21 protein-coding genes are annotated in these 24803 nt (G+C 73.2%); 13 read left to right on the forward strand and 8 right to left on the reverse strand.

All coding sequences use genetic code 11. From position 1 onward, the window contains the following. Positions 1–112 precede the first annotated feature (112 nt). The 5 genes from FYX01_RS13310 to FYX01_RS13330 are packed head-to-tail and all read right to left on the reverse strand — an operon-like array spanning position 113 to position 4459. A complete protein-coding gene (locus FYX01_RS13310) occupies positions 113–1801 on the reverse strand; it encodes a carbon-nitrogen hydrolase family protein (protein WP_150241091.1) in 1689 nt (562 codons plus the stop codon). A 55-nt stretch (positions 1802–1856) separates the two neighbouring features. Beyond that, entirely contained in the window at positions 1857–2600 is a 744-nt protein-coding gene (locus FYX01_RS13315) for a maleate cis-trans isomerase family protein (protein ID WP_150241093.1), read from the reverse strand. A 1-nt stretch (position 2601) separates the two neighbouring features. After that, positions 2602–3510, reverse strand: coding sequence for an isocitrate lyase/PEP mutase family protein (locus FYX01_RS13320; RefSeq protein ID WP_150241096.1), 909 nt, complete (start codon positions 3508–3510; stop codon positions 2602–2604). Next, positions 3507–4166 carry an isochorismatase family protein gene (locus FYX01_RS13325; protein ID WP_150241098.1) on the reverse strand — a complete coding sequence of 220 codons (660 nt, stop codon included), beginning with the start codon at positions 4164–4166 and terminating at the stop codon, positions 3507–3509. Before FYX01_RS13325 ends, FYX01_RS13320 begins: the two co-directional genes overlap by 4 nt. Beyond that, entirely contained in the window at positions 4163–4459 is a 297-nt protein-coding gene (locus FYX01_RS13330; protein ID WP_190394308.1) for a Dabb family protein, read from the reverse strand. The genes FYX01_RS13325 and FYX01_RS13330 overlap by 4 nt, the downstream gene beginning before the upstream one ends. A gap of 139 nt (positions 4460–4598) precedes the next feature. Between FYX01_RS13330 and FYX01_RS13335 the strand changes: the two genes are divergently transcribed. Continuing rightward, positions 4599–5375, forward strand: coding sequence for an IclR family transcriptional regulator (locus tag FYX01_RS13335; RefSeq protein WP_150241101.1), 777 nt, complete (start codon positions 4599–4601; stop codon positions 5373–5375). A gap of 81 nt (positions 5376–5456) precedes the next feature. Continuing rightward, complete coding sequence (locus tag FYX01_RS13340; protein ID WP_150241104.1) at positions 5457–6662, forward strand: FAD-dependent oxidoreductase; 1206 nt, start codon at positions 5457–5459, stop codon at positions 6660–6662. A gap of 175 nt (positions 6663–6837) precedes the next feature. On the opposite strand, the gene FYX01_RS13345 is transcribed toward FYX01_RS13340, so the two are convergent. Both FYX01_RS13345 and FYX01_RS13350 read right to left on the reverse strand, forming a co-directional pair. Next, positions 6838–8301, reverse strand: a complete 1464-nt coding sequence (locus tag FYX01_RS13345) for a dihydroorotase (protein ID WP_150241106.1) — start codon at positions 8299–8301, stop codon at positions 6838–6840. Between the two features lie 12 nt (positions 8302–8313). Next, entirely contained in the window at positions 8314–9714 is a 1401-nt protein-coding gene (locus FYX01_RS13350; protein ID WP_223830436.1) for an FAD-dependent oxidoreductase, read from the reverse strand. Between the two features lie 428 nt (positions 9715–10142). Here FYX01_RS13350 and FYX01_RS13355 point away from each other — a divergent pair, with 428 nt between their 5' ends. From FYX01_RS13355 to FYX01_RS13390, 8 genes are all read left to right on the forward strand, one after another. Beyond that, positions 10143–11375 (forward strand): CaiB/BaiF CoA transferase family protein, encoded by a 1233-nt coding sequence (locus FYX01_RS13355; protein WP_150241108.1) that lies wholly within the window; start codon positions 10143–10145, stop codon positions 11373–11375. Then, on the forward strand, positions 11372–12250 hold the full coding sequence (locus tag FYX01_RS13360; protein WP_150241110.1) for an HpcH/HpaI aldolase/citrate lyase family protein: 879 nt from the start codon (positions 11372–11374) through the stop codon (positions 12248–12250). The genes FYX01_RS13355 and FYX01_RS13360 overlap by 4 nt, the downstream gene beginning before the upstream one ends. Beyond that, complete coding sequence (locus FYX01_RS13365; RefSeq protein WP_150241112.1) at positions 12247–13059, forward strand: cyclase family protein; 813 nt, start codon at positions 12247–12249, stop codon at positions 13057–13059. Before FYX01_RS13360 ends, FYX01_RS13365 begins: the two co-directional genes overlap by 4 nt. Continuing rightward, on the forward strand, positions 13056–14456 hold the full coding sequence (locus FYX01_RS13370; RefSeq protein WP_150241114.1) for an MmgE/PrpD family protein: 1401 nt from the start codon (positions 13056–13058) through the stop codon (positions 14454–14456). Before FYX01_RS13365 ends, FYX01_RS13370 begins: the two co-directional genes overlap by 4 nt. Positions 14457–14696: 240 nt before the next feature. Continuing rightward, on the forward strand, positions 14697–15416 hold the full coding sequence (locus FYX01_RS13375; protein ID WP_150241116.1) for a DUF981 family protein: 720 nt from the start codon (positions 14697–14699) through the stop codon (positions 15414–15416). 122 nt (positions 15417–15538) lie between these two features. After that, a complete protein-coding gene (locus FYX01_RS13380; protein WP_150241118.1) occupies positions 15539–15967 on the forward strand; it encodes a YchJ family protein in 429 nt (142 codons plus the stop codon). A gap of 189 nt (positions 15968–16156) precedes the next feature. Then, positions 16157–17761 carry a hypothetical protein gene (locus FYX01_RS13385; protein ID WP_150241119.1) on the forward strand — a complete coding sequence of 535 codons (1605 nt, stop codon included), beginning with the start codon at positions 16157–16159 and terminating at the stop codon, positions 17759–17761. Between the two features lie 128 nt (positions 17762–17889). Further along, complete coding sequence (locus tag FYX01_RS13390) at positions 17890–19230, forward strand: purple acid phosphatase family protein (RefSeq protein WP_150241121.1); 1341 nt, start codon at positions 17890–17892, stop codon at positions 19228–19230. Between the two features lie 104 nt (positions 19231–19334). On the opposite strand, the gene FYX01_RS13395 is transcribed toward FYX01_RS13390, so the two are convergent. Then, positions 19335–21452, reverse strand: a complete 2118-nt coding sequence (locus tag FYX01_RS13395) for an N-6 DNA methylase (protein WP_150241123.1) — start codon at positions 21450–21452, stop codon at positions 19335–19337. A 274-nt stretch (positions 21453–21726) separates the two neighbouring features. Between FYX01_RS13395 and FYX01_RS13400 the strand changes: the two genes are divergently transcribed. The 3 genes from FYX01_RS13400 to FYX01_RS13410 all read left to right on the forward strand — a co-directional run bounded on the left by FYX01_RS13400 (position 21727) and on the right by FYX01_RS13410 (position 24779). Then, on the forward strand, positions 21727–22440 hold the full coding sequence (locus FYX01_RS13400; protein WP_150241125.1) for an MgtC/SapB family protein: 714 nt from the start codon (positions 21727–21729) through the stop codon (positions 22438–22440). 103 nt (positions 22441–22543) lie between these two features. Next, positions 22544–23584: an SEC-C domain-containing protein gene (locus FYX01_RS13405; RefSeq protein ID WP_150241127.1), complete on the forward strand. Its 1041-nt coding sequence runs from the start codon at positions 22544–22546 to the stop codon at positions 23582–23584. Positions 23585–23744: 160 nt separating this feature from the next. Beyond that, a complete protein-coding gene (locus tag FYX01_RS13410; RefSeq protein WP_223830437.1) occupies positions 23745–24779 on the forward strand; it encodes an SEC-C domain-containing protein in 1035 nt (344 codons plus the stop codon). The last annotated feature ends 24 nt before the right edge of the window (positions 24780–24803 follow it).

Genomic DNA, 24803 nt, shown 5'->3' on the forward strand with positions numbered 1-24803 from the left:
TGGTGAGAACCGATTGTCCCCCGGAATCTCCGCCTTCCCCGGCCGTACGGCGAAAACGGTCGGCGGGCATCACTCCGGGTAACGCCCGCCGACCGTTCGGTCCTGCCCCGCCTCAGCCGAGGAACATCCCGTAGAGACCGGGTGAGCGGGTGGCCACCGGGTCCAGGTGGTGGCCCATCACCTTGCTGTGGGACTCCCGCAGGTCCAGGTCGACCAGCAGCTGCTCCTCGAACCCGGGCCTCGACCAGTACCCGGTCGGATAGCGCATCAGCGCGATCGGCTGCCCGGGGGCGAACTCGTCGGCACGCAGCACCTGGCTGCCGACACCGGCCGGACTGTCCAGGCGGGTGCACGAGACCAGGTGCACCCGGTTCTCCTCCGTGCGCTCGGTCGCGGCCACGTGCGCGGCCTCGGGAACACGCCAGTCGGCCGGGTGGGCGATGACCTCGGCGCCCGCCAGGGTCAGCAGCCGCGCCACCTCGGGTACCCACACCTCGTCGCCGACCATCAGGCCGATCGTCCCGATCTCGGTGCGGGCCACGTCGATCCGGTCTCCGGGTACGGCCCACTCCCGCTCCGCGGAGTTCAGGTGGGTCTTGCGGTAGGTGTGGGCGATCCGCCCGGTGCCGTCGACGAGGTAGGCGGTGGAGTGGTACCTCCCCGCCGCCGACTCCTCGACCAGGTGGGCCACCACCCACACCCCCGCTTCGGCGCAGGCCCGGCCCAGACGCTCCAGCACCTGTGCGGACAGCTTCGCGGCGGCGGCCGGGTCGGCGGCCTCCTCACCCGGAGCGAAGCAGAAGAGGGCGGGCAGTACGCCCAGGTCGGCACCGCGCCGCCCGGCATAGGCGATCTGGTCCAGCGCTCGGGTGACCGTCCACTCGGTGTTGGGGAAGTGGCTGACCTGGAGCGCGACCACACGCAGCGGCCGGGTCGGCATCTCCTGGGGTGCGGGGCCGCACATCGACGCGACCGGCAGTGCCTCCAGCGGCGCGGTCAGGGGCGCGTAGAGGTCGGTGCGCCGCCAGGCGAAGACGTCCCCGATCCCGGACACTGCCTTGTCGTCGGCCTCGCCGGGATCGATGTCGGCGACGACGATCCCCGGCTCCAGCTCGCCGGCGTCGGCCAGGCGGGTCCCGTCCGGGGCGACGATCTGGCTGCCGCCCATCCACGGCCAGCCGTCGGCGGGGCCGCCGACGGTGTTGGCCGCCACGTGGAAGACGCGGTTCTCCATCGCGCGCAGCGGAACGTGCACCCGGAACTCGTCGGGGCCCCGGGAGTTCAGCGAGTTGCACAGGATCTGGGCCCCCAGCAGCGCCAGGGCCCGCGGGGTGTCGGGCACGATGCCGTCGGCGCACAGCAGCAGCCCGATCCGGCCGAGCTCGGTCTCATGGACCTGGTAGGGCTCGTCCCCGGGGACGAAGAGGGTGTACTCGTAGTCCCACAGCACGTGCTTGCGGTGCACGCCGACGATCTCGCCGTCGGGGCCGATGAGGACCGAGCAGATGTAGACGTCGGGGGCGGCCTCGCCGCGCAGGTCCACCCCGGCCGCGACGTACACCCCCCGTTCCCGGGCTGTCTCTCGCAGCCCGCTGACGAAGGCGCCGTCGAGCGTCTCGGAGAGCTCCCAGCACTGCCGGCGGTCGGCGTGGTCGCGCACCCGGTTGCTGTTCTCGGGCAGCACCACCAGCCGGGCGCCGGCGTCGGCGGCGCGCCTGATGTGGTCGGCGCACAGCTGGAGGTTGGCGGCCACGTCCGTTCCGGAGAAGAACTGTGCCGCCGCCACACGGTGAAGGGTCATCGTCTCGCTTTCCTGGGTGGGGTCTGGGGAGCGGCGCCCGTGGGGCGCCCGGTGCTCACAGTTCGCGCAGCAGCCGTCCGGCGCCGTCGACGGGGTCGGTGATCCCGCGGGTGCGCAGGGCGTGCCACACCGTGGCCGCGTTGATGGGGATGACGGGTTTGCCGATCTCGCGCTCCAGGCGGTCGGCGACCCCGACCGCAGGAAGGTTCGTACCGGCCTGGACCAGTGCGTCCACCCCCTCCACGTCGACCGTGCGGAACGCGGCCTCCACTTCGTGGGGCGCGACGTCGGCGATGGCCGTGGCCGAGGGGCACTTGAGCCCGTGGACGGCCGCGACGTCGTAGCCGATCTCGGTGAAGAAGCGCCGGACCTCCTCGTCGGCGACACTCTGGTAGGGGGTGATCACGCCGATGCGCCGTGCCCCCACGGCCTTCAGCGCGGCGTCGCAGGCCGCGGCGCCGGAGGTGACCTCCAGGCCCGACGCGTCACGGACCCACTGCTCGAAGCGGGCGTTGCCCTCGGCCCCGCCCCAGAAGGTCTCCGCGGACATTCCCATGACCAGGTGGTCGGGACGGCAGGTCATCACGGAGGCGATCGCGCTCTCGACCTGGCCGCGCAGGTTCTGCAGGAAGCGCTCGAACACGTCGTCGTCGTCGAGCCGGCCGTTCTCGATGAGGATACGGCCGGCGTGGTAGGAGACGCCTTCGGGGCGGATGCGGTTGTACTCGTCCTCGACGACGGTGTTCGTCGAGGGCACGATGACGCCGAACGCGGCGCGGGGTGCGAGAACGGTGGTCACGTCAACTCCTGGTCGTGTCGAAGGGGCCGGGCGGCCGCGGGGCGAGGCGCTCCTCCAGCGAGGCGCACTCGGGCAGGCCCAGCAGGTCGGTGAGCTCGTCCCAGGGCATGCGGGTGCTCCCGGCGGCCGAGCCCGTGGTGCGCAGGGTGTGCAGGGTGGCGCGCATGGCACGGGCCGCGGCCAGCAGGGGCGCGACGGGGGAGAGGACCACCCGGGCGCCCAGGGCGGCGTGGGCTCCGGCCGGCGCGGGGTCGGCCGTGCCGCTCTCGGAGGCGTTGAGCACCAGTGGGAGGCCGGGCGCGGCGGCGCGCACCCGGTCGGCGGTCGCCTGGTCGAGCGCACCTTCGACGAACACCGCGTCGGCGCCGCACGCGGCGAAGGCACCGGCCCTGCGGACCGCCTCGTCGGCTCCGGCGACCGAGAGCGCGTCGGTGCGGGCGATCACCACGATGTCGCGCCGCGCCCCGACGGCGGCCTCCACGCGGGCCACGGCCTCGGCCATGGGAACGATCGCCTTGCCCGCCATGTGCCCGCAGCGCTTGGGCAGCACCTGGTCCTCGACGTGCAGGGCGGCCGCGCCGGCGAGTTCGTAGCGGTGGACGGTGCGCGCGGTCTGCGCCGGCCCCCCGTACCCGGCGTCGGCGTCGGCGATGAGCGGGACGGAGGCCGCCGCGGAGATGCGGGACACGGCCTCGACCATGTCGGTGGCGCCCACGAAACCGAGGTCGGGCAGGCCCAGTGACACGGCCGAGACGGCGGCCCCGGAGACGTGTGCGACGCGGAATCCCGCCTCCTCCACCAGGCGTGCCGAGAGCGCGTCGAAGCATCCGGGGGCCAGGAGGGGGCCGGTGTCCCCGGCGTGGAGGAGGGTGCGCAGGCGCGTCCCCGCTGAGCCGTGTCCGGGAGTCATCGCAGACCCTCCAGCCACTCGGTGGCCTCCCGGGTGGTGAGCAGCTCTGCGTACTTGGCGCCCAGGTCGAACAGGTTCGCCTGGTGCGCACCGGGGTCGCGGTCGCCCACCGCGTCGGTCACCACGACCGGGCTCAGCCCGTGGCACAGCGCGTCCACGGCGGTGGCCCGCACGCAGCCGCTGGTGCTGGTCCCGGTGACCACCGCGCCGTCGGAGCCCAGCGCGTGCAGTGTGGAGGCCAGCGCCGTGCCGAAGAAGGCGCTGGGGTACTGCTTGGTGAGGGTGATGTCCTCGGGCCGGGGCCGCAGCGGCTCGGGCGGCTCACCGTGGCGGGGGTCGGCGCCCTCGGCGAAGAGTTCCAGCGCGGGGACCTTGCGGTAGAACAGGCCGCCGTCGCGCCCGTCGGAGCGGTAGCCGACATAGGTGAAGACCACGGGCAGGCCTGCCGAGCGGGTGGTCTCGGCGAGTCCGGCGACGCGGTCGACGATGTCCTCGTCCCCGGCGTAGAGGGGGGAGAGGGGGTCGAGGTAGGCGTTGACCAGGTCGACCACGAGCAGGGCCGGGCGGCGCGGCGGGGCCAGCTCTCCGAAGAACCCCGCGCGGGTGTGGTCCGCTGTGGCCGCCTCCCGGGCGGCGGCGCCCCGGGGCCCGGTCACGGCAGCGCCACCTGGACGGCGTCGCGCCGGGCCAGGATCGGGCGCAGCACGGTCTCGATCAGTGCGCGGTGGGCGGGGTGCTCCTGGTAGGCGCGCCAGGCGTCGGCGTCGGCGAAGTCCATGGTGACCAGGAGGTCGGCGTTGCCCTCGGCCAGGCCGGCGTCCGGCCGCGCGGCCAGCGACCGGATCTGGGGGACGCTGTCGCTGAGCTCGTGGAAGCCCCGGAGCGCGGCCTCCCGCTGGGCGGTGGTCGCCTCGGCCGTCCACCGCAGGAGCAGAACGTGTCGGATCACTGTGCGTTCCCTCGGTCGGGGAGCGGACCGAGGGAGTCGGACCCGCTCAGATTGCGCCAATTACTACATTGTGAGAGCATGATTTTTAATAGTTGATAGACGATAAGCGGTGGGTGGAACCCTCGTCAAGGGAGTGGTCATGGCGGCAGCGGAACGTCGGAGCGGCGCGGAGAGCTCGCGCAAGGTACTGGGCCTGCTCCTGGCCTTCGACGAGAGGCGCCACACCCTGACCACGGCCGAACTCGCCGAGGCGATCGAGGCGCCGCTGAGCTCGACGTACCGCTATCTGTCGGTGTTGCGCGACAGCGGCCTGCTGGAGGAGGCCGAGGCCGCGGGGAGCTACCGGTTGACCTTCAGGGCCATCGGCATGGCCCGCTCGGCGCGTGCCGCGTGGGGAGGCGTGGAGCGCCTGGCGCGCCCGGTCCTGGAGCGGCTCGCCGCACAGGCCGGTGAGACCGCGCTGCTGGTCAAGAGGAACAACACGGCCGCGGTGTGCGTGGACCGGGCCGAATCGCCGCATCCGGTCCGGTTGCAGTTCGACCCCGGCCAGCCGATGGCGCTGCACCGGGGCTCGGCCTCGCGCGTGCTGCTGGCGGGCATGCCCGAGCGCGAGCGCGCCGACTACCTCGCGCGCCTGGCCGAGGAGGCGGTGCGCCCTCCCGGCGCCGACCGGCGCCTCCCGACCGAGGGGGAGCTCGCGCTGGTGGCCGAGGAGGGCTGGACGCAGAGCTTCGAGGAGGTGGACGAGGGGATCTGGGGGGTCGCGGCGGCGGTGCGCGAGCAGGGGCGCCTGGTCGCCTCCGTCGGCGTGGCGGGGCCACTGTTCCGCCTGGACCAGGGTGAGCGGGAACGCGTCATCGCCCTGGTCCGCGAAGGCGCGGCCGAGGTGAGCGGTGCGATCGACCGGTTGCTTTGACGCCGGGCGGCGTGGGCGGTACTTTCTCAGTAGACGGAATTCGATTCCTGCATTGTGAGAGCACACAGGAAAGGGAATCGAGTGAGCACCGACTCTTCCACCCCCCGCACACCAGGCGTCCCCGTCGTGGTCGTCGGCCTCGGCCCGGTCGGCGCGACCGCCGCGCTCATCCTGGCCCAGGCCGGATGCGAGGTCACCGTCCTGGAGGCGGACGCCTCCCTGGACCGCGACCTCGCCGAGTCCCGTGCCTCCACCTTCCACCCGCCCACACTGCAGATGCTGGATGATCTCGGCGTCGGCGAGGAGCTGCACCGGCGCGGCCTGATCTCGCGCTCCTACCAGTACCGCGACCGCCACGAGGGTCTGGTGGCCGAGTTCGACCTGTCCGTGCTCGACGGTGACACGGCCTTCCCCTACCGGTTGCAGAGCGAACAGCAGAACCTGGTCGACATCATCCACCGCAGGCTCACGACGATGCCCAACGTGGAGATCGTCCTGGGCGCGCGCGTGGAGTCGGCCCGCCGCGAGGACGGTCTCGCCGTGGTGCGCACCGGCGGGGAGCGGCCGCGCGAGTGGCGCGCGCCCTGGGTCCTCGCGGCGGACGGTGCGAGCAGTACCGTCCGCAAGTGCCTGGGTGTGGACTTTCCCGGCATGACCTATCCCGAGCGCTTCCTCATCGTCTCGGTCGAGGACGACCTGTCCGCGCTCATTCCCGGGATCTGCGAGGTCAACTACGTCTCCGACCCCGAGGAGTGGCTGGTCCTGCTGCGCACCCCGCGGCACTGGCGCGTGCTGTTCCCGGTCCCCGACGCCGCCGACACCGCCTCCGTGACCGCGCCCGGGGCCGTCCAGGACCGCCTGCGGGCGCTGGCCCCCAACCCCGGGGGGTACACGGTGGCCCACACCTCGCTCTACCACGTGCACCAGCGCGTGGCCGACGGCTTCCGACACGGGCCCTTCCTCCTGGCCGGCGACGCCGCGCACCTGAACAACCCGCTCGGCGGCATGGGGATGAACAGCGGCATCCACGACGCCGTGGACGCCGCGCACTCGGTTCTGGCGGCCATCGGCGGCGACACCTCCCCCGCGGACGGCTACTCCGGACGCCGCCGCGACGCCGCCCTCAACCTGGTGCGCACGGCCACCCACCGCAACTGGGAGAACCTGCAGCAGAAGTCGGCGGACCAGCGCCGGAGGAACCACGAGGAGCTGAGCCGCACCGCCGCGGACCCGGCGAGCGCCCGGGACTACCTGAGGGTGAGCTCGATGCTCGTCTCCCGCGCCTGAGCGGCTCCGGCGCACGATCGCGCCCCCGCGCCGGTGGTCCGCCCCGCGCGGGGGCGCGGCCCTTCCTTCCCCCGGTGGGGGAGCGCGTTCCCCGGGCCTCTCCGAGGCGGAAGGGCCGGGGAACGCGCGGCGGCCCTTCCGCGCGCCCCGAGGGCACGCGGCCGGGCCGCCCGGCTCAGCCCCGCCTGACGTAGAGGCCCCGGGGCTCGCCCACGACCTTGCCGGCCTCCACGATCCGGGCGCCGCGCAGGAACACGTCGGTGACCGAGGCGCTGATCTCGGCGCCCTCGAAGGGGGAGTACTCCTGGACGGACTCCGAGTCGCGGGCCCGCACCGTCCAGGAGGCGTCCGGGTCCAGCAGCGCGATGTCGGCGTCGTAGCCGGGCGCGATGGTGCCCTTGTCCCGGAGCCCGTAGCGCTGCGCCGGATTCCACGAGACCAGCCGCGCGACGTCCGTCTCGGACAGGCCGCGGCGGCGCCCCTCGGAGAAGAGCCCGGGGAGCAGGTACTCCGCGCCCCCGAATCCGGACTTGGAGAGGAAGACGTCGTCGCGGTCGGCGCCGAACTTCATCTCCTCCTTGCAGCAGGCGTGGTCGCTGACGACCCAGTCGACGTCGCCGGCCAGCACGTGCTCCCACAACGCCTCGACGTCGGCGCGCGGGCGCAGCGGCGGGTTGACCTTGCCGCCGACGGGGTGGCCGGTGTCGATGTCGGTCAGCAGGTGGCCCAGGGTCACCTCGCGCCGGAAGTCGATGTGGGGGAAGGTCCGGGCCATGGTCATCGCCGCCTCCATGGCCTCGGCCGAGGTCAGGTGCAGCAGGTTGATCGTGGGCAGGCCCGTGGCGTGCGCCAGGTAGGAGGCGATGGTGACCGCCAGGCCCTCGGAGTGCGGCGGCCGGGAGGCGCTGTAGGCGGCCAGGCCGCTCAGTTCGCCCTCCTCCTGCACCATCCGGGTGTAGGCGGACATGATCTCGGCCGTCTCGCAGTGCAGCGACAGCGAGAGCCGGTCGGCGATCCGGGGATGGCGCTCGCGCACGCCCTGGAGCGCGCGCATGACGAACTCGAAGTGGGCGATGTCGTAGCGCTCCCCGGGCGGGGTCATCAGGAACGAGGCCTGGTCGTCCGAGCGCCCGTGCAGCCCGTGGCCGCCGTAGAACATGAAGATCTTGAAGGAGGTGACACCGAAGTCGTCGACCAGCGCGTCGAGTTCCTCCAGGTGGCTGCGCTGCATCGGCGCGACGTGGAAGGCGTAGTCGATGTGCGCGCGGCCCTCGGCGAGGGAGAGCACCTCGGGGAAGAAGTCCGCGTAGTCGCCGCCCCTGTTCAGGTAGTACTGGCCGGTGCGGATGTAGGTCAGACCGGTGGTCACCCCGCCCTGGGCCGCGGCGCGGCTCTCCGTGCGGGTGTCCACGTCCAGGGGGTTGTAGATTCCCCAGTGCTGGTGGCCGTCCACCGCGCCGGGGAAGGCCAGCCGGCCGCCGCCGTCCACGACCTCGGGGGCGAGGGAGGCGTCGATGCCGGGCGCGACCTGCGCCACCTGGCCCCCGGCCACGGCGATGTCGCCCTCCTCCACCGTGTCGGTGTCGGGGCGCACCACTCTGACGTTCTTGATGATCGAGTCGAACTCGAAGTCGGACACGCTGATCCCCTCTCAGGAACTCTCTCGCGCCGGGGAGGACCCCCGGCAGTGGTCGGCCGCGAGCACGGCCAGGCCCAGGGCCGGCAGGAGGCCGTTGCCCGCCAGGTAGCCGCCCGCCCCGTGGCCGGAGATGCCGATGGCCGCGCCGCCGGACGCGTACAGTCCGGCGATGGGCGAGCCGTCCTCGCGCAGCACCCGGGCACTGCCGTCCACGGCCAGACCCCCCTGGGTGTGGAAGAGCGCGGGCTCGACGCGCACCGCCCGGTAGGGGGCGCGCAGCGGCGCCTCCCAGCTCAGGCGGCCGAACTCGTCGGAAGCGGTCCCGGCCGCACCGCGGGCGGCCCGGTCCAGGGTCTCGGCGAGCGGGCCGGCGGGGAGTCCGCAGGTCCGGGCGAGCCCGGGCAGGTCCTCTGCCGAGAGGACCACGCCCTGCTCCACGGTGTCGCGGTAGTCCCCGAAGGCCAGGCACAGCTCGTGCACCCGCTCGTCGAAGACGATCCAGCCGGTGGATCCGGGCTGGGCGGCGAGGATCGCCGCGTACTCGGAGTAGCCCACGGTCTCGTTCCCGAAGCGGTGGCCCCCGGCGTTGACCAGCACGCCGCCGTGCATGACCGTCGCCCAGCCGACGAGGGTGCCGGCGCCGCGTGCCAGGGCCGCGTGCCCCTGGTAGGCGTCCAGGTAGCCGGTCGCCGCGCCCAGGTCCGCGCCGATGCGCAGGGCGTCGCCGCGGGAGTGCTCGCCGCCGTGGTAGACGGCGCCGGCGATCTCGGGCATCAGGTCCTGGACCGCACGGCTGTCGGCCCCGTAACCGTTGCACGCCAGCAGCAGCGCACGGGTGGGGATCTCCTCCGTTGATCCGTCGGGGTACTCGGCGACCGCCGTACGGACCCGGCCCCCGTGTGTTCCGACCCCCACCAGACGGGCCGGCATGAGGAAGTCGATGCGCGGATGCCTCCGTGCCCGGGCCACCAGGTGGTCCAGCAGTTCCGCCCCGGTGCGGGAGGGGACGGTGTGGCAGCGCGTCACCGAGTGGCCGGGGTAGGCGATGTCGGCGGCCAGTTCCACAGGCAGGTCGAATCCGTCGGCGAGCCAGGTGACGAGTTCGGCGCTGAAGGAGGTCAGGGCGCCGGCCAGTACCGGATCGGCCTCGCCGTGCGTCTTGGCCGCCACGTCGGCGAGGAAGGTGTCCGCGGAGTCCTCGACACCGGCGGCCCGCTGCCAGCGGGTCCCGGCTCCGGGGATCATCGCGGTGGACATGGAGGTGTTGTTGCCGCGGCGGAACGCCTCGCTGGCCTCGACCACCAGGACGTCCAGCCCGGCCTCGGCCGCGCGCAGCGCGCCCGCGAGCCCTCCGCCGGCCCCGGCCACGACCAGGTCCACGGCCGCCTCCTGCGGGTGCTCGGCCGGGTTCACGGGCGCACTCCCGCGCGCCCGCCCGGGGCCGGTGTCCACGCGCCCGCGGCGGCCGCCGCTCCGATGAGTTTTCGCATGCCCTACCTTTCGGCACTTGATTGGATCAGTGTTTCGCTTGAAGGAACAGTACCTTGTCGGTTGAAGATGTCATCAGCCGCACCGGAGCGTCAAGGCTTCCTGGGGTATGCCTGTTCACTGTCGCTGTCCTAGAGTGTGCCGTCTCATGGCACGCATTGCGGCATGGCTTGATAAGTGGAATCATGTTTCTGTGAGTGAAACGAGGAGGCGGCTTCCGCCGTCAGTGAAGCCAAGGCCGCGGGCCGTGTCCCCGGCACCCGCGGAACCACGGCGAACCCCGTCACCCTGACCGCCCGAAGGCCTCCTCCCGGGAGCTCTCCGGAACCGCTTACGAACGAATGAGGACCACCATGGTGGACAGTTCCGACACCGGCCGCGCCGGACCGAACCCCCCTCCTGCCCCGGGGGCGCTGAACGACCTCGTGGTGCTGGACATCGCCACCCTGTTCGCCGGGCCCATGGCGGCCACCATGCTCGGCGACTTCGGCGCCGAGGTGGTCAAGGTCGAACACCCCGACAGGGGCGACCCGGTGCGCACCCACGGCGCGGCCAAGGACGGCGTCGGCCTGTGGTGGAAGATGCTCGGCCGCAACAAGAAGTCGGTCGACCTCTACCTCGGGTCGGAGGAAGGCCGCGAGGCGTTCAAGCAGATGGTCGCCGGAGCCGACGTCGTCATCGAGAACTTCCGTCCCGGGACCCTGGAGCGCTGGGGCCTGGGCTACGACGTGCTCTCACAGATCAACCCGCGCCTCATCCTGGCCCGCGTCACCGGGTTCGGCCAGTTCGGTCCCTACGCCAAACGCCCGGGGTTCGGCACCCTCGCCGAGGCTATGAGCGGCTTCGCGGCCATCACCGGAGAACCCGGCGGTCCGCCGACCCTGCCCCCCTTCGGGCTCGCGGACGGCATCGCCGCGCTCACCACGGCCTACGCGGTCATGACCGCGGTGCACGCCCGCACGCACACCGGACGCGGCCAGGTGATCGACCTGGCCATCACCGAGCCGATCCTCACCGTCCTGGGACCCCAGCCCACCGTCTACGACCAGTTGGGCACCGTCCAGCCGCGCCTGGGCAACCGCTCCTCCAACAACGCCCCCCGCAACACCTACCGCACCGCGGACGGGGGCTGGGTGGCCGTCTCCACCAGCGCCCAGAGCATCGCCGAGCGGGTGATGCGCCTGGTGGGGCGGCCCGAACTGATCGACGAGCCCTGGTTCGCCTCCGGAGCCGAACGCGCCCTGCACGCCGACGAACTGGACGAGGCGGTCGGAGGGTGGATCGCCCAGCGCGACCGCGCCGAGGTGGTCGCCGCCTTCGAGGAGGCCCAGGCGGCGGTCGCCCCCGTCTACGACGTCCGGGACGTGTTCCAGGACCCCCAGTTCCAGGCACGGGAGACCATCACCACCGTCGAGGACCCCGAACTGGGCCCGCTGAGGATGCAGAACGTGCTCTTTCGCCTCTCGGAGACGCCCGGCGCGATCCACACCACCGGCCCGGCCCAGGGCGTCGACACCGCCGAGGTGCTCACCCGGTTCGGCGTCGGGTCCGAGGCGGTCGCGCGCATCACCGGGAAGCGGCGTTGAACGGCCCCGGAACGCGTGCGCGCCCACCGCGCAGCTGGCTCTACGTGCCCGCCACCCGGCCCGACCGGGTGGAGAAGGCACTGGCGGGCGAAGCCGAAGCGGTCGTCGTCGACCTGGAGGACGCCGTGCACGCCGCCGCCAAGGAGTCGGCGCGCGCCTCCGTGCTGGAACTGGTCGCGCGAGCCCGGCGCCCCCTCCACGTGCGGGTCAACGACCTGGCCGGCCCCTGGGGCTTGCACGACCTGCGGGCCCTGGCACGCGTACCCGTGGCGGGCGTGCGCCTGCCCAAGGTCGAATCCGCCGACCAGGTACTCCGGGCGGTGGACGCCCTGGCCGGCTCGGGCGGGCCCGTACCGGTCCACGTACTGCTGGAGAGCGCCCTGGGAGTCGAGAACGCCTTCGCCATCGCCACGGCGCACCCGCACGTGGCCGGCGTCTCCCTGGGCGAGGCCGACCTGCGCGCGAGCCTGCGCACCAACGACGACACCGCCCTGGACTGGGCGCGCTCCCGGGTGGTCAACGCCGCGCGGGCGGCCGACCTGCCCAGCCCGGTCCAGAGCGTCTACGCCGACGTCGCCGACGAGGACGGGCTGCGCGCCTCCAGCGAGCACGGCCGGGCGATGGGGTTCTTCGGCCGCTCCGTCATCCACCCCCGACAGATACCGGCGGTGCACGCCGCCTACACGCCCAGCGCACGCGAACGCCGCGAGGCGGCCGAACTCCTGGCCGGCCTTGAGGCCGCCGGCACCCGCGGCTCCAGCGCCTTCCTGACCACCGACGGACGCTTCGTCGACCCCGCCGTCGTGCAGGCGGCGCGCGCCGTCCTCGCCTCCGCACCCGGCACCGCCCCCGACCACAAGGGAAAGACCCCATGACAGACCCACTCCTGGCGGCGGTCCGCCGCGGAGTCCGCACCATCGACCTGGCCCAGCCGCTGTTCACCGGCATGCCCTCCTCGCCCAACCACCCCGGCTTCCGGATGACACTGATCCGCAGGCACGGCGACATGGTGCGCCCCGACGGCGGCTCGGCCGCCAACGAGCTCATCATCACCGGAGGACACGTCGGCACCCACGTCGACGCGCTCTCGCACGTGTCGCACCTGGGCTGCCTCAACGGCGGGATCGACGCCGCCGAGGCCACCGTCAACGGACGCTTCGAGCACCACGGCATCGACCGGATGGAGCCGCTCGTGCGCCGGGGCGTGCTGCTCGACGTGGCCGCCGCCTACGGTGTCGCGTGCCTGGACCCCGGCTACGGGGTGAGCGCGGCCGACCTGGAGAAGGCCGCCGCCCACGGCGGCGCCGAACCGGGTCCGGGCGACGTCGCCCTCGTCCGTACCGGCTGGGCCACCCGCTTCGCCGACGCCGCCGCCTACCTGGGCCAGGCCGACGGCGTCCCGGGCCCGACCGAGGAGGCCGGGCACTGGCTGGCCGAGCGCGGGGTGGCGGCCGCCGGCGCCGACACCACCGCCTTCGAGCAGATCCCCGAGGGCAGGGGGCACAGCGTCCTGCCCGTGCACCGGGTGCTGCTGGTGGAGAACGGCATCCACATCATCGAGCACATGATGCTGGAGGACCTCTCGCGCGAGGCCGTGGGGGAGTTCGTGTTCGTCCTGAGCCCGCTGAAGATCCTCGGCGGCACCGGCTCGCCCGTGCGTCCCCTGGCGGTGGTGGGCGCGTGAGCGGCGTGATCGTCACCGCGGCGGAGCTCGCGCACGCCGCCTACACCGAAGGGCTCCCCGCGGACCTGCGCACCGACGTCTCCCGCCGGGTCCTGGACCTGCTGGGCAACAGCCTGGCCGCGGCCGAGCAGGAGCCCGCCCGCATCGCCGAGGCGGTGGCCGCCGAATGGGGCGGCGCCCCGGCCGCGACGGCCTTCGGCAGCGGGGCGCGCTACCCCGCCCCGTCCGCGGCGCTGGTCAACGGCACCCTGGCCCACGCCCTCGACTTCGACGACACCCATCTGCCCTCGGTCCTGCACCCCTCGGCTCCGGTCATCCCCGCCGCCCTGGCCAGTGCGCAGGCGCACGGCCGCTCGGGCGCCCAACTTCTGGACGCCGCCGGCCTGGGCATCGAACTCGCGGTCCGTCTGGGCATGGCCGGATACGACGAGAAGCTGGGCAACTCGGTCTTCTTCGAACGCGGCCTGCACGCCACGGCCATCTGCGGAGCGGTGGGCGCCGCGACGGCCTCGGCCCTGCTCCAGGGCCTGGACGCCGCCGGGGTCGCCCACGCCGCCGGGATCGCCGCCAGCATGGGATCGGGCATCATCGAGGCCAACCGGACCGGCGGCACCATCAAGCGGGTGCACTGCGGCTGGGCCGCGCACGCCGGTGTCTCGGCCGCGGACCTGGCCCGGCACGGCCTGACCGGCCCACCGACCGTCGTGGAGGGCCGCTTCGGATTCCTGGAGGCGTTCTGCGGCGACTCCAGCCGGGCCCACGACGTCATCAGGGGGTTCACCACCGAGTGGGAGCTGCCCGGTATCTTCTTCAAGCCCTACCCCTGCAACCACTTCACCCACGCCGGCGTCGACGCCGCCCTGCGGCTGCGCGCCGAGGGCGTGAGGGCGGAGGACGTCACCGATCTGGAACTGGGCGTGCCCTCAGCGGTGCTGCGCACCATCGGCGAACCCGCCGCGGAGAAGGCCAACCCGCGTTCGGGCTACCACGCCGCCTTCAGCGGCCCCTACACCGTGGCCGCGGCACTGCTGGGCGGCGGCGGCCTGGGGCTCTTCCACGAGGACTTCACCGACGAGGCCGCCCTCGACCCGGCACGCCTGACCCTGGCCGCCAAGGTCAGGTGCGTACCCGACCCCGAGTGCGACCTGGTCTTCCCCCGCCAGTTCCCCGCGGTCCTCACCGCGACGCTGCGGGACGGGACGCGCAGGCAGGCCCGGATCTCGGCCAACCGCGGCGGGCCGGACCACCCGCTGTCCGCCGAGGAGCTGGCGGCCAAGTTCCGCCTCAACGCGCTCCAGCGCGTCCCGGACCCCGACCGGATCGTCGCACTGGTGCGGGCGCTGCCCGGGGCTCCGTCGGTGGACGCCCTGTGCGCGGAGGCGTCCGGGCGGGGGTGAGCCGGTGAGCGGCCCGTGTCCGGGGAGGGCACGGGCCGCCTCGGCGAGGGTGCCCCAGAGCAGGACCGCCGCGACAGCCCCGGCCGTGTCGCTTGCCGTGAATCAGTTGTTCGTTCTCGGCGGTTCGTGTGTGACACCGCCGGATCCGTCGTGCGAATTTTGCGGGAGGCCCCCCGGCTTCGCAGGACCATCCGGCGCCCGGCACGGCGCTTCGACGCTGAGAGCGAGGAGTTACGGCATATGGGGGATTTTCTGACCGGGGTCGAAGGCGGACTCCGTATCGACTGGGCGACGATGCCCACGTACAACACGGTGATGGCGGTCGCGGCGGGGGCCGGGCTGATTTTGGTGGTGGCGCTGGGCCGTGCGCTGCTGAGCGGTCGGCGGATCGTGCCGGACGGGTGGGCCCTGGCCTTCGGAACGCTGGGTCTGCTGCTGGCGACCACGGGCCTGCACATGACCCTGACCTGGCCGCTCGCGCCGGGCGGGTTCGCCTTCGACAACATCATCTTCGGTGAGCCGAGCCTGGTGTTCGGTGTACTGCTGCTGGCCGCGGCGTTGTACCTGTGGAAGCGCGGTGACGTCCTGACCGGCCACGAGAACCCCGCCGCGCACGTCGTACGGGTGGCGGGTCCCGTGTCGGTACTGGTGTTCGGCATGGGGTTGGCGTCGTTCGGCATCGCCGCGGCGGGCTGGGTCTTCCAGCTGTTCGCGGCACCGCCGCAGGAACCCGTCTCCGGTGCGTTCAGCGACTACCCGTGGTTGGAGGCGGCCTTCATCTCCGGGCTCTACGTCCTCGTGGGGGTGGGCGCGGTGCTGTTCCCGTTCGCCCTCAGGTCCCTGAAGTCACGGCTGTGGACCGTGATCGGCGTCGTGTGGGGACTGGCCGGCATCGTGTTCCTGTTGTTCGGGGCGTTGAACTACTACACGCACATCGGCCTGGTGGTCAACACCATGTGAGCGTCCGAGGCCGTCCGGGGCCCGCGCCCTGGCGGAGCGGTCATCCCCTGGCGGGGCCGGCCGCTCCGTCGGGGCGCACGGCCCCGTCAGGGGCTGCCGGCGCGGGAGGCCACAATGGGAGGATGTCGCAGCGCAGACCACGCCACCGCCAGCCCCCGCCCGCGGCCGACGCCGCCGCTCCCTGCCCCTGCGGCGGGTCAGCGGCCTACCGGGACTGCTGCGGCCGCCTGCACCGGGGAGAGGCCCCGGCGTCCACCGCCGAGCAGCTCATGCGCTCGCGCTACAGCGCCTTCGCCGTCGGCGACCGCGACCACCTGCTGCGGACCTGGCATCCCAGCACCCGGCCACGGCGCCTGGACCCGGACCCGGGCACCGAGTGGGTGCGCCTGGAGATCCTGTCCACGACCGGCGGCACCCCCTTCCACAGCGAGGGCACGGTCGCCTTCCGCGCGGTGTACCGGGAGAGCGGCCAGGAGGAGGCCCTCGAAGAGCACAGCCGCTTCGTGCGCCACGAGGGCGCCTGGGTCTACCTCGACGCCCTCCCGGACTGAACCGGACGAGCCCCGGCGACCGGGCCCGGCTCGGCGTTCCGGCGCTCTTCTCCGATCCGGCGAATGCGGTCGGGTACGGGCCCGGACACACTCCGTCCCGGCGACCAGATAGGAAGGAGGACGCGGACCGCGTCACCTTCACCGGACCCGCCGCACAGGCCACACGCCCACACGGACACGGAGCGCACCATGACCACCCAACCCCCCGGCCCGCTGGAGCAGGAAGACCTCATCCAGGACCTCGCCAGGAAACTGGTCGCGGCCACCCCCGAGGGCTGGCAGCAGCTCACCTACCTGGCCAGGGTGATCGGCGCCCATCAGAGCGACATGTTCGCCGTCCAGGACGCGGACGGCCAGGTCCGGCAGGTGGAGGTGCCCGAGGGCGTCGCGGAAACGGTCGACGCGCTCAAGCGGTCCGGTTTCCAGGAGGGCGAGGGGACCTGGCTCTCCATGATCGTCTCGGTCCACCACTCCCACCAGCTCAACATCGAGTACAACCACGACACCGAGCCCGAACTGCCCTTCGAGGTGAGCCCGCTCGCCTACGCGCAGGAGCTGGAGCGCTTCCCCCGGCCCCAGGACCAGATCCCGGACTGGTTCGCCGCCAGGCTCGACCAGGCGCGGCAGCTGGATCCCGACCAGATGGTGTCGGAGTTCGGCAACGCCCTGGTGCAGGCGTGCGCCAACGAGGGCCTCAACGCCGACTACCTGCCGCCGACCAGCCTGCGTGTGTCCGCGTCCGACGGCACGGTCCTGCTGGAGGGAGACCTCAAGGACACCTTCGACCAGGCGATCATCTCCCCGATCGAGCACCAGGCGAGCCTGGCGGCCCACTTCGCGGGCTACATGGCCCGCGCCGCGCAGGAACGGGGAGGGTCCGCCGGGGAGCACCCCGTGGACCCCGATGACACGGTGGCCAACGCCCTGGTCACCGCCTTCGCCGAGGCCGGGGCACAGGTGTCCTTCCAGGACGCGGACACCCTGGTCCTGCCGCTGCCCGACGGCAACCAGGCCAGCACCGACATCAGCGGCCTGCGCTCGGCGCTGGGCGGGGCCACCCCCGAGCAGGTCGCGGACAACACCGCCGGGTTCGCCCGCGCGGCCCTCGACCAGCTGGGGCAGGCCGTCCGGCGCGAGGCCGGATCCGACGACCCCGCCGGGCAGCTCCGGGTCCGCCTCTACCCCGTCTCCGCCTTCCCCGAGGGGGTGCTGGACTCCCTCGTGACCCGTGAGATAGCCCCGGGCCTGTGGCAGACCGTGGTCGTGGACACCCCCGAGTCGCTGCAGCCGCTGCCCCGGCAGGCGCACGAGCGCTCCGGCCGTCCCGACGGGGAGGTCTTCGCCCAGGCCGTGGCCGCCTCCGTGGACGAGGACGTGGAGACGAGCGAGCACGAGCTCAACGGAGCCCGCATCGTGCACATCGGCGGCGAGCACCCCTACGTGGCGGCACAGGTGCACGCCCTGGACCGCCATCTGGGCGACCTCCCGCACGGCGCGCTGGTGGTCCTCCCCGTACCCGAGGCACTCGTCGCCCACCCCCTGGGCCAGGGGAACCCGATCGCCGCCATGGACAGCATGCGGCAGATCGCCGAGCGCTTCACCGAGGACGGTGACAAGCCCGTCAGCCCCCAGCTCTACTGGTGGCACCCCGACTCGCGCTCGCGCGAGCAGGGAGCGCCGCCCGACCTGCGTGCGGTGGGGGCCACGATCGACCACGAGGCCGGGTCGGTCTCACTGCACACCTCCGACGAGGAGTTCGGCCCCCTGCTGAACTCACTGATCCGGACTCAGTAGCCGGGTACGGGGTAGTCGAAGGGCATGGGCCCGGGGCCTTCGGGCCCCGGGCCCCGAACCAGAGCAACCCGCGGGCCTCTTCCGCGTTCGTGATCCGGTCCCCGCCGGAGGAAAGGTCAGGTGACCCCATGTCCGCCACCACGCTCCGCTCCGCGCGGAGCCGCGCTCTGGCGGTCCTGGGCGGCACCGCCGTCGCGGCCGGGCTGTGCGCCTGCGCTCCCCAGTCCCCGGACACGGAGACCATCGACCACGTCCTCCTCTCGCCCACCACCGACCCCAGTACCGCCCAGACCGTGACATGGCGCGCGGCCGGGGCCGAGGAGGCCTTCCTGGAGATCGAGCCCCAGGACGGCTCCGGACGGACCAGCCGGATCCAGGGCAGGCCCACCGGCGGGGAGGAGGTCGACTCCGTCTTCGCGGCCACGGTCACCGGCCTGGAGCCGGACACCGACCACCGCTACCGGATCGGCGAGGGCAGCGGCGAAGACGGCGACGGCGACGGCGACGGCGACGGCGATGGTGACGACGAGGACGCGGTCAGCGACTGGTACACCTTCACCACCGCCGCCGAGGGAGCCGAGCCCTTCAAGTTCCTGTACTTCGGCGACGTCCAGGACGACATCGCCGACGAGGCGGCCCCCGTCATCCGGGCCGGGCTGGAGGCCGCCCCCGACGCCCGGCTGGCCGTGCACTCCGGCGACCTGGTCGACTCGGCCGACAGCGAGTCCCAGTGGGACGCGTGGTTCGACGCCTTCGGCCCCCTGGCCACCGGCGGCATGAACCACCTGGCCAGCCCCGGCAACCACGACTACGGCTCCGAGGGCCTGAGCGACTACTGGGCACCCCAGTTCCCCGGCGCGGGCAACGGTCCCGAACGGCCCACGGGCCTGGCCAGGACCGTCTACCACACCGACTACCAGGGGGTGCGGTTCGTGGTGCTCGACTCCAACCACCGCGACGCCGCCCCGCGCAGCGCCGACCGGTGGCTGGACACGCAGCGACGGTGGCTGGAACAGGTACTGGCCGACAACCCCCACCAGTGGTCCGTGGTCACCTTCCACCACCCGCTCTTCCCCGGCAACCCCGGACGAGACAACGAAGCGCTGCGCCGGGCGTGGCTCCCGGTACTGGAGGAGTACGACGTGGACCTGGTCCTGCAGGGCCACGACCACTCCTACAGCCGCGGCAACCTGGCCGAGCACCGCACGCGGGAACCCGAGGTGCAGACCGGTCCGGTCTACGTGACCGCGGTGACCGGCCCCAAGATGTACGAGGCCGAGGAGGACGACTGGACCGGGAACGGCGCCGAGGTCCGTGTGCAGCGCACCGGAGCCCAGACCTTCCAGACGGTCTCGGTGAACGGCGGCACCCTGGTGTACCAGGCCGCCACCGCCGAGGGTGAGACGGTGGACTCCTTCACCATCGTCAAGGAGGAGGAAGACGGCAAGCGCGTCATCGACGGCTCCTGACCCCGCCCACCACACCCGCCGGACGCCCGGCATGGACCCGCCGCGTGGCGAGGACCGTTGGTCGCCACGCCCTCCCGCGGACCCGACCTCTCAGGACAGAACGACTAGGACGGGTGGTCGGTGGTCTCCCACTGCCCGGCGATCAGGTCCACGGCCTGGTCGGCCAGTTCCCCGCCCCACTCCTGGAACTCCAGGAGCGCCTCACGGAACCTCGACACCTGCCGGAAGAGCTCCCCGTACCGGCGCTGTTCCTCCACCGGCAGCACCGGAAGCCGCATCCGGGCCGGATCCACCCTCAGCTGGCCGCGCATGCTGCTGCTCACCCGGGCGGTGTTCTGCGACTCCCCGGAACTGGTGACGAAGCCCGCCAGGAACCACGGGTCGACCGCGCCCGGGTTCGTGCGCACCACGTACAGGCCGCCGCCCGGGTAGGCCCCCTCGTCGTCGGCGGTAGCCACGCGGGCGGCGGGTCTGCGCGCCACGGCCGGGACGAGGACGTCGCCCTCCTGGATCGGCGGATTGCGCATCGGGTCGGCGTCGACCTCCCCCGTGCGCGAGGGGGCCGCCCCCCGCACCACGTCCTCACCGGTGACCACCCTGGCGCTGGTCCGCGGGCCGGCCTCCTCCGCCGAACGCCGGGGGACGGGCCGCCGGATCGTCACCGACCCGGCCCTGGCCAGTTCCCCGAGGGTGACGAGCCCGGCCGCGTCGCCGCCGGGCTCGACCCGCGGCGCCTCGGGCAGGAGCGCGCGCAGTGTGCGCAGCGCGCCCTCCAGCCTCCTGCGGCGCTCGGCGAACAACTCCAGGTCCCCGGTCGAGGTGCGCGGAAGCGGAAGGTGGAGGCGGGGGGTGAGGTCGACGTCCTCGTCCATCAGGTCGGCCACCTCCAGCGCCCGCGCCGTCCCGGGCTGCTCTGCGAACCCGTTCGGGTCGGCCAGGTAGCCCTTCCAGGCCCGGTCGACGAGGTCGACGACGTGGGCCTGCGCGGGAACCTGCCCGGGCTCGTGCGGGGCGGTGTCCACGAGCAGGACGGGGGCGGGCACCTCGTCCCGGTCGGGGCGGTGCAACACCCACAGCTGCAGGGGCACGGCGTAGTGGGCCGCGAACCCGGGCGGGAGCGAGACCACCGCGCGGAACACCCCCGCGCGCAGCAGGGACCGGCGGACGCGGCGCCCCGACGGGCGCTGCGCGGCCCCCGGCGGCATCAGCACCACCGCCGAACCGCCGGGGCGCACCTGCGACAGGCAGTGCTGTACCCAGGCCAGGTCCGACTCCAGGCGCGGGGGCACACCGTGCGTCCACCGGGGGTCCTCCGCGAGTTCCTCGGCGCCCCAGTTGCGCTCGCCGAACGGCGGGGCGCACAGGACCGTGTCGGCGCCGCCCGCCACGAAGGCGGGGGAGCGCAGGGCATCGGCCACGCGCAGGTCCGCCTCCCCGGACAGGGCGTCGGCGAAGGCCAGCCGCAGCGCGCCCAACCACACCGAAACCGGGTCCCGGTCCTGCCCCAGCAGGGCGCGCCGTCCACCGCGCGCGGCGGCGAGCAGGAGTTCGCCCCGCCCGCAGGCGGGATCGGCCACGGTGTCCCCGGCTCCTGTGTCCTCGGCTCCTGTGTCCTCGGCCCCGGACCTGATCCCGGCCAGGCGCGCCATGAGGTCGGCCAGCTCGGGCGGAACCGTGTGCGAGCCGGAGGGGGCGCGCTGGTCCAGGCGGCCCAGGAGGTGCTCGAAGGCGGCCCGCGGCCCGCTCTGGCGCGCGGCCCGCACGGCCGCGTCGGCCAGGACCTCCGACCGCTCGTCGGGAACCGTTCCGGGGCGCTGATCGGCCAGGGCGGCCAGGCCCGCCCGCCTCAGGGAGTCCTCGAAGGCCTGGCGCGCCCCTCCCCGCAGCGCGACCGGGTCGTCGGTGTCCAGGTCGCCGGGTTCGCGGTGCAGGTGCAGCAGGAGCACCCCGACCCAGACCAGTACCGAGTCGGCGGGCACCGAGGCGCGCAGGGAGTCCAGGGCCTGCCACAGCCGCTGGTCGGGGTCGATGCTCGTGACCTGGCGGTGGGTGGACAGCCACTCCTCCACCTGGCCCAGGTCGAACCGGGGGCTGCGGTCCGTGCCCCCGACCGGTCTGGGGAAGTCGTCGTGCCGACGCCGCCAGTTGCTCACCGCGGTGGGCTTGACCCCCGCGATCCGGGCGATGTCAGCCGAGCTGACCTCCACGTCACCGGTGCCCATGGACCCATCCCGTCTGTGCCGACAGCTGATCGGTCATGACTATACACACCAGTGTCCCGTGTGGGCACAGGACGACCTCCCTGTCCGAAATCCCGCCGTGGTTGGGTCACTTCACATGCGAGTGGGTGTATGCGGGTACGACGGGGGGTAGCCGTGCCAGTACCGGTGGGTGCGGCGCGGCTCCCTCGGGCACGCCTCGAAAGGCCGCCACCCGGTACGGCTCGCCGCGGTCCTTGCCGAGACGGACCGGACGAGAGACCTGTGGGGGGCGCGAATGCTGGAATGGTGGGAGTTCGCACTGCGGCTCGGCTGCGCGTTCGCCCTGGGAGCGCTGGTCGGGGTCGAACGCCAGTGGCGGGCGCGCATGGCGGGCCTGCGGACCAACGCCCTGGTGTCCGTGGGCTCGGCGCTGTTCGTGCTGCTGGCCGCGAACACCGTCGACGAGGTCAGCCCCACCCGTGTCGCGGCCCAGGTGGTGTCGGGCATCGGCTTCCTCGGCGCGGGCGTCATCCTGCGCGACGGCATCAACATCCGCGGCATCAACACGGCCGCGACCATCTGGTGCGCCGCGGCCGTCGGCGTCCTGGCCGGAAGCGGCCTCTACGTGGGAGCGGCGATGGGCGCGGTGACGGTCGTGGGCGCCAACGTCCTGCTGCGCCCGGTCGCCCGGCGGTTGCAGAAGCGCTCCAACGCCGACATCCCGGACACCGACACCGACACCGTCTACCGGATCCGGGTCGTGTGCACGGACTCCCAGGACACCCACGTGCGGGCCCTGCTGCTCCAGGCCCTGTCCGAGACCGAATACACACTTCGTTCCCTGGACTGCCGCCGCTCCGACGGCGACGAGGGCTCGATGATCGTCTACGCCGACATCATCGTCAGCGGACACCAGGACGAGGTGATGGAACAGCTGGTCCGCAGACTCAGCCTGGAGCCGGACGTGTCGTCCGTGCGCTGGCGTGAACTGGACGAGGAGCCCGACTGACACCGCACCGACCCCACGTCCACGGCCGCGACGCGCGGGACCGCGTCCGACGGAGTTCTTCGAACGCCCCGCACCGGCACGGCGGCGGCGATAGCGTCGGGCCATGGCTGATGGCACACCCGGAACACCCGTCTCCGAGAAGGCCCCGACCCGGATCCTGGCCGTGGCCCGGGAGGCGGGTCTGCCCGAGGAGGTCCTGCGGGACCTTGTGGACCACCCCCATCGGACCGAGGAGATCCTGCGGGACGCCGTGGGCGACCTGGAGGCGGACGGCCGTTCGGACCGGGCACAACGGCTGGTGGAGGCGCTCCGGGACCACCCCGTCTCGCCCGAGAGCGGTCAGTACGCCTCGATCGACCTGGTGCGGATGCTGGACGGGAGCGGAGAGGACGCGGCGGGGGCGAGGGCCGACCGGATCCTGGAGGAGCTGTTGCGCCCCGGAAACCTGCTGGAGGGCCCCGCGGACGTGCTCGCCGGGTACTTCCGGCGGGCGGAGAACCGGGAGAAGGCCCTGTACTGCTACAACATCGCCTCCCGCGGCCTGCTCGCCCGGTCCGCCGAGAGCCTGGCCGGCCTCGGCCTCGTCGACCTGGTACCGCTGGTGGGCCGTGCCCGCGTACGCGAGGAACTGGGACTGGCCCTGGACGCGCACGACCGGTTCGCCCTGGCGGTGGTGGAGCGCTACCTGCGGGAGAACAGCGACGCCTTCGACTGGGACGGGGAATCCCCCGGCCGGGGCGGCGACGGGTTCCGGCCGGAAGCGTCCGAGCCCGTCCAGGAGGTCCGGGCGGCCTTCTCCCGCGAGAGCCTTGAAAAAGCACGCTCCCTGGGACTGCTGAGCCCGGAGACGGACGGCCGGGAACCCGACGCCTACTACCTGGACACCGAGCGCGCGCTGCGCGGGTACTCCCGAAAGCACCCAGGAACCCCCGTGTACACGCTCCTGGCCGGCGCCGACGAGATCGCGGCCTTCGCGAGGGACCACGGCCTGGATCCGGCCGACGAGGCCACCCGCCGGGCCTGGGCACAGGACAGGCGCGACGATTTCTGGATCCTGCCCTGGCCTCCGGAACGCAACCAGAGGTGCTGGTGCGCCTCGGGCCGCAAGTACAAGAAGTGCTGCGGTTCCCCGGCCCACCACTGACCCGGGGGCGTGAAGGGGCCGGGTCGGGCGAAGGTCCGGTGCGTGGCGGAGACGGCGACCCCGCCGACACCGCCCCCGCCGGGCCCGCGGAGCCTCATCGGGGTCATCGGTCCCCGGAAACGGGCTGCTCGGGGTGTGGGCGAACCCTAGGCTGACCACCATGACCGACCACGCTCCCGCCGCCACCCCCGCCAGCGATGGCGCGTCCCTGATGGCCGCGCTCCGAGACCTGGGCCTACCCGACCGCCTCCTGCAGGACATGACCGCCGCCCCCGAGCAGGCGGGCGGTCTCCTCATGGACTTCGTCGCGGACCTGGACCGTACGGAGCTGGGTGACCAGGCCCGCCGCCTGCTGGAGACCGTGCGCGACCACGCTCCCGCTCCGGAGGACCGCCAGCACGCCTCCATCAGGCTGGCCAAGCTCCTGCGTGAGGGCCGGGGCGTGCGGGACGAGGCCGAGGCCGAGCGGATCACCGCCGGGCTGCTCCGTCCAGGCCACCTGGCCGAGGGCCCCGCCCAGGTCCTCGGCGAGGACCTCCAGAAGCTGGAGCGGTGGGACGAGGCGCTGCACTGCCACAACGTCGCCGCCCGGCGGCTGCTCGCCGAACCACCGGAGGAGCTCGCGGACGAGAGCGACCTCTCCCTGGCCCCGCTCGTCAGCCGTCTGCTGGCACGGATGAAGCTGGGACTGCCACTCGACGCACACGACGACGTGGCCATGGCCGTGGCCCGACGGCAGGTGGAGGGCGCACTGGAGTTCTCCGGTGAAGAGGGCGGGGACGGGCCGGGGGAGGACGGACCGGAGGGGAACGGTTCGGATCGGGAGGTGGAGGCGCTCTACTCCCGTGAGGCCTTCGACGAGGCCCGCTCCCGGGAACTGCTCACGGGGGAGACCGCCGAGCACGGCGCCGACGCCTACTACCGCGCCGCCGAACGGACCCTGCGGGAGCGGGCCCGCGAGCACCCCGGAACGCGGTGGAGCGTGGTGCTGCACGGCGTGGAGGAGATCGTGGAGTTCACCGAACGGCTCGGCCTGGGACCGGCGGACGGCGAAACCGCCCTGGACTGGGCGGAACTGGAGCTCACCCCGGACGACCCGAGGCTCCGGTCGTGGCCGCCCGGCCGCAACGAGGCCTGCTGGTGCGGCTCGGGCCGCAAGTACAAGAAGTGCTGCGGTTCCCCTTCGAACCGGTGAGCGTTCGGGGCCTGGGGCCCTGGA

The organism is Nocardiopsis quinghaiensis (assembly GCF_008638365.1).
Classification (GTDB): Bacteria; Actinomycetota; Actinomycetes; order Streptosporangiales; family Streptosporangiaceae; genus Nocardiopsis; species Nocardiopsis quinghaiensis.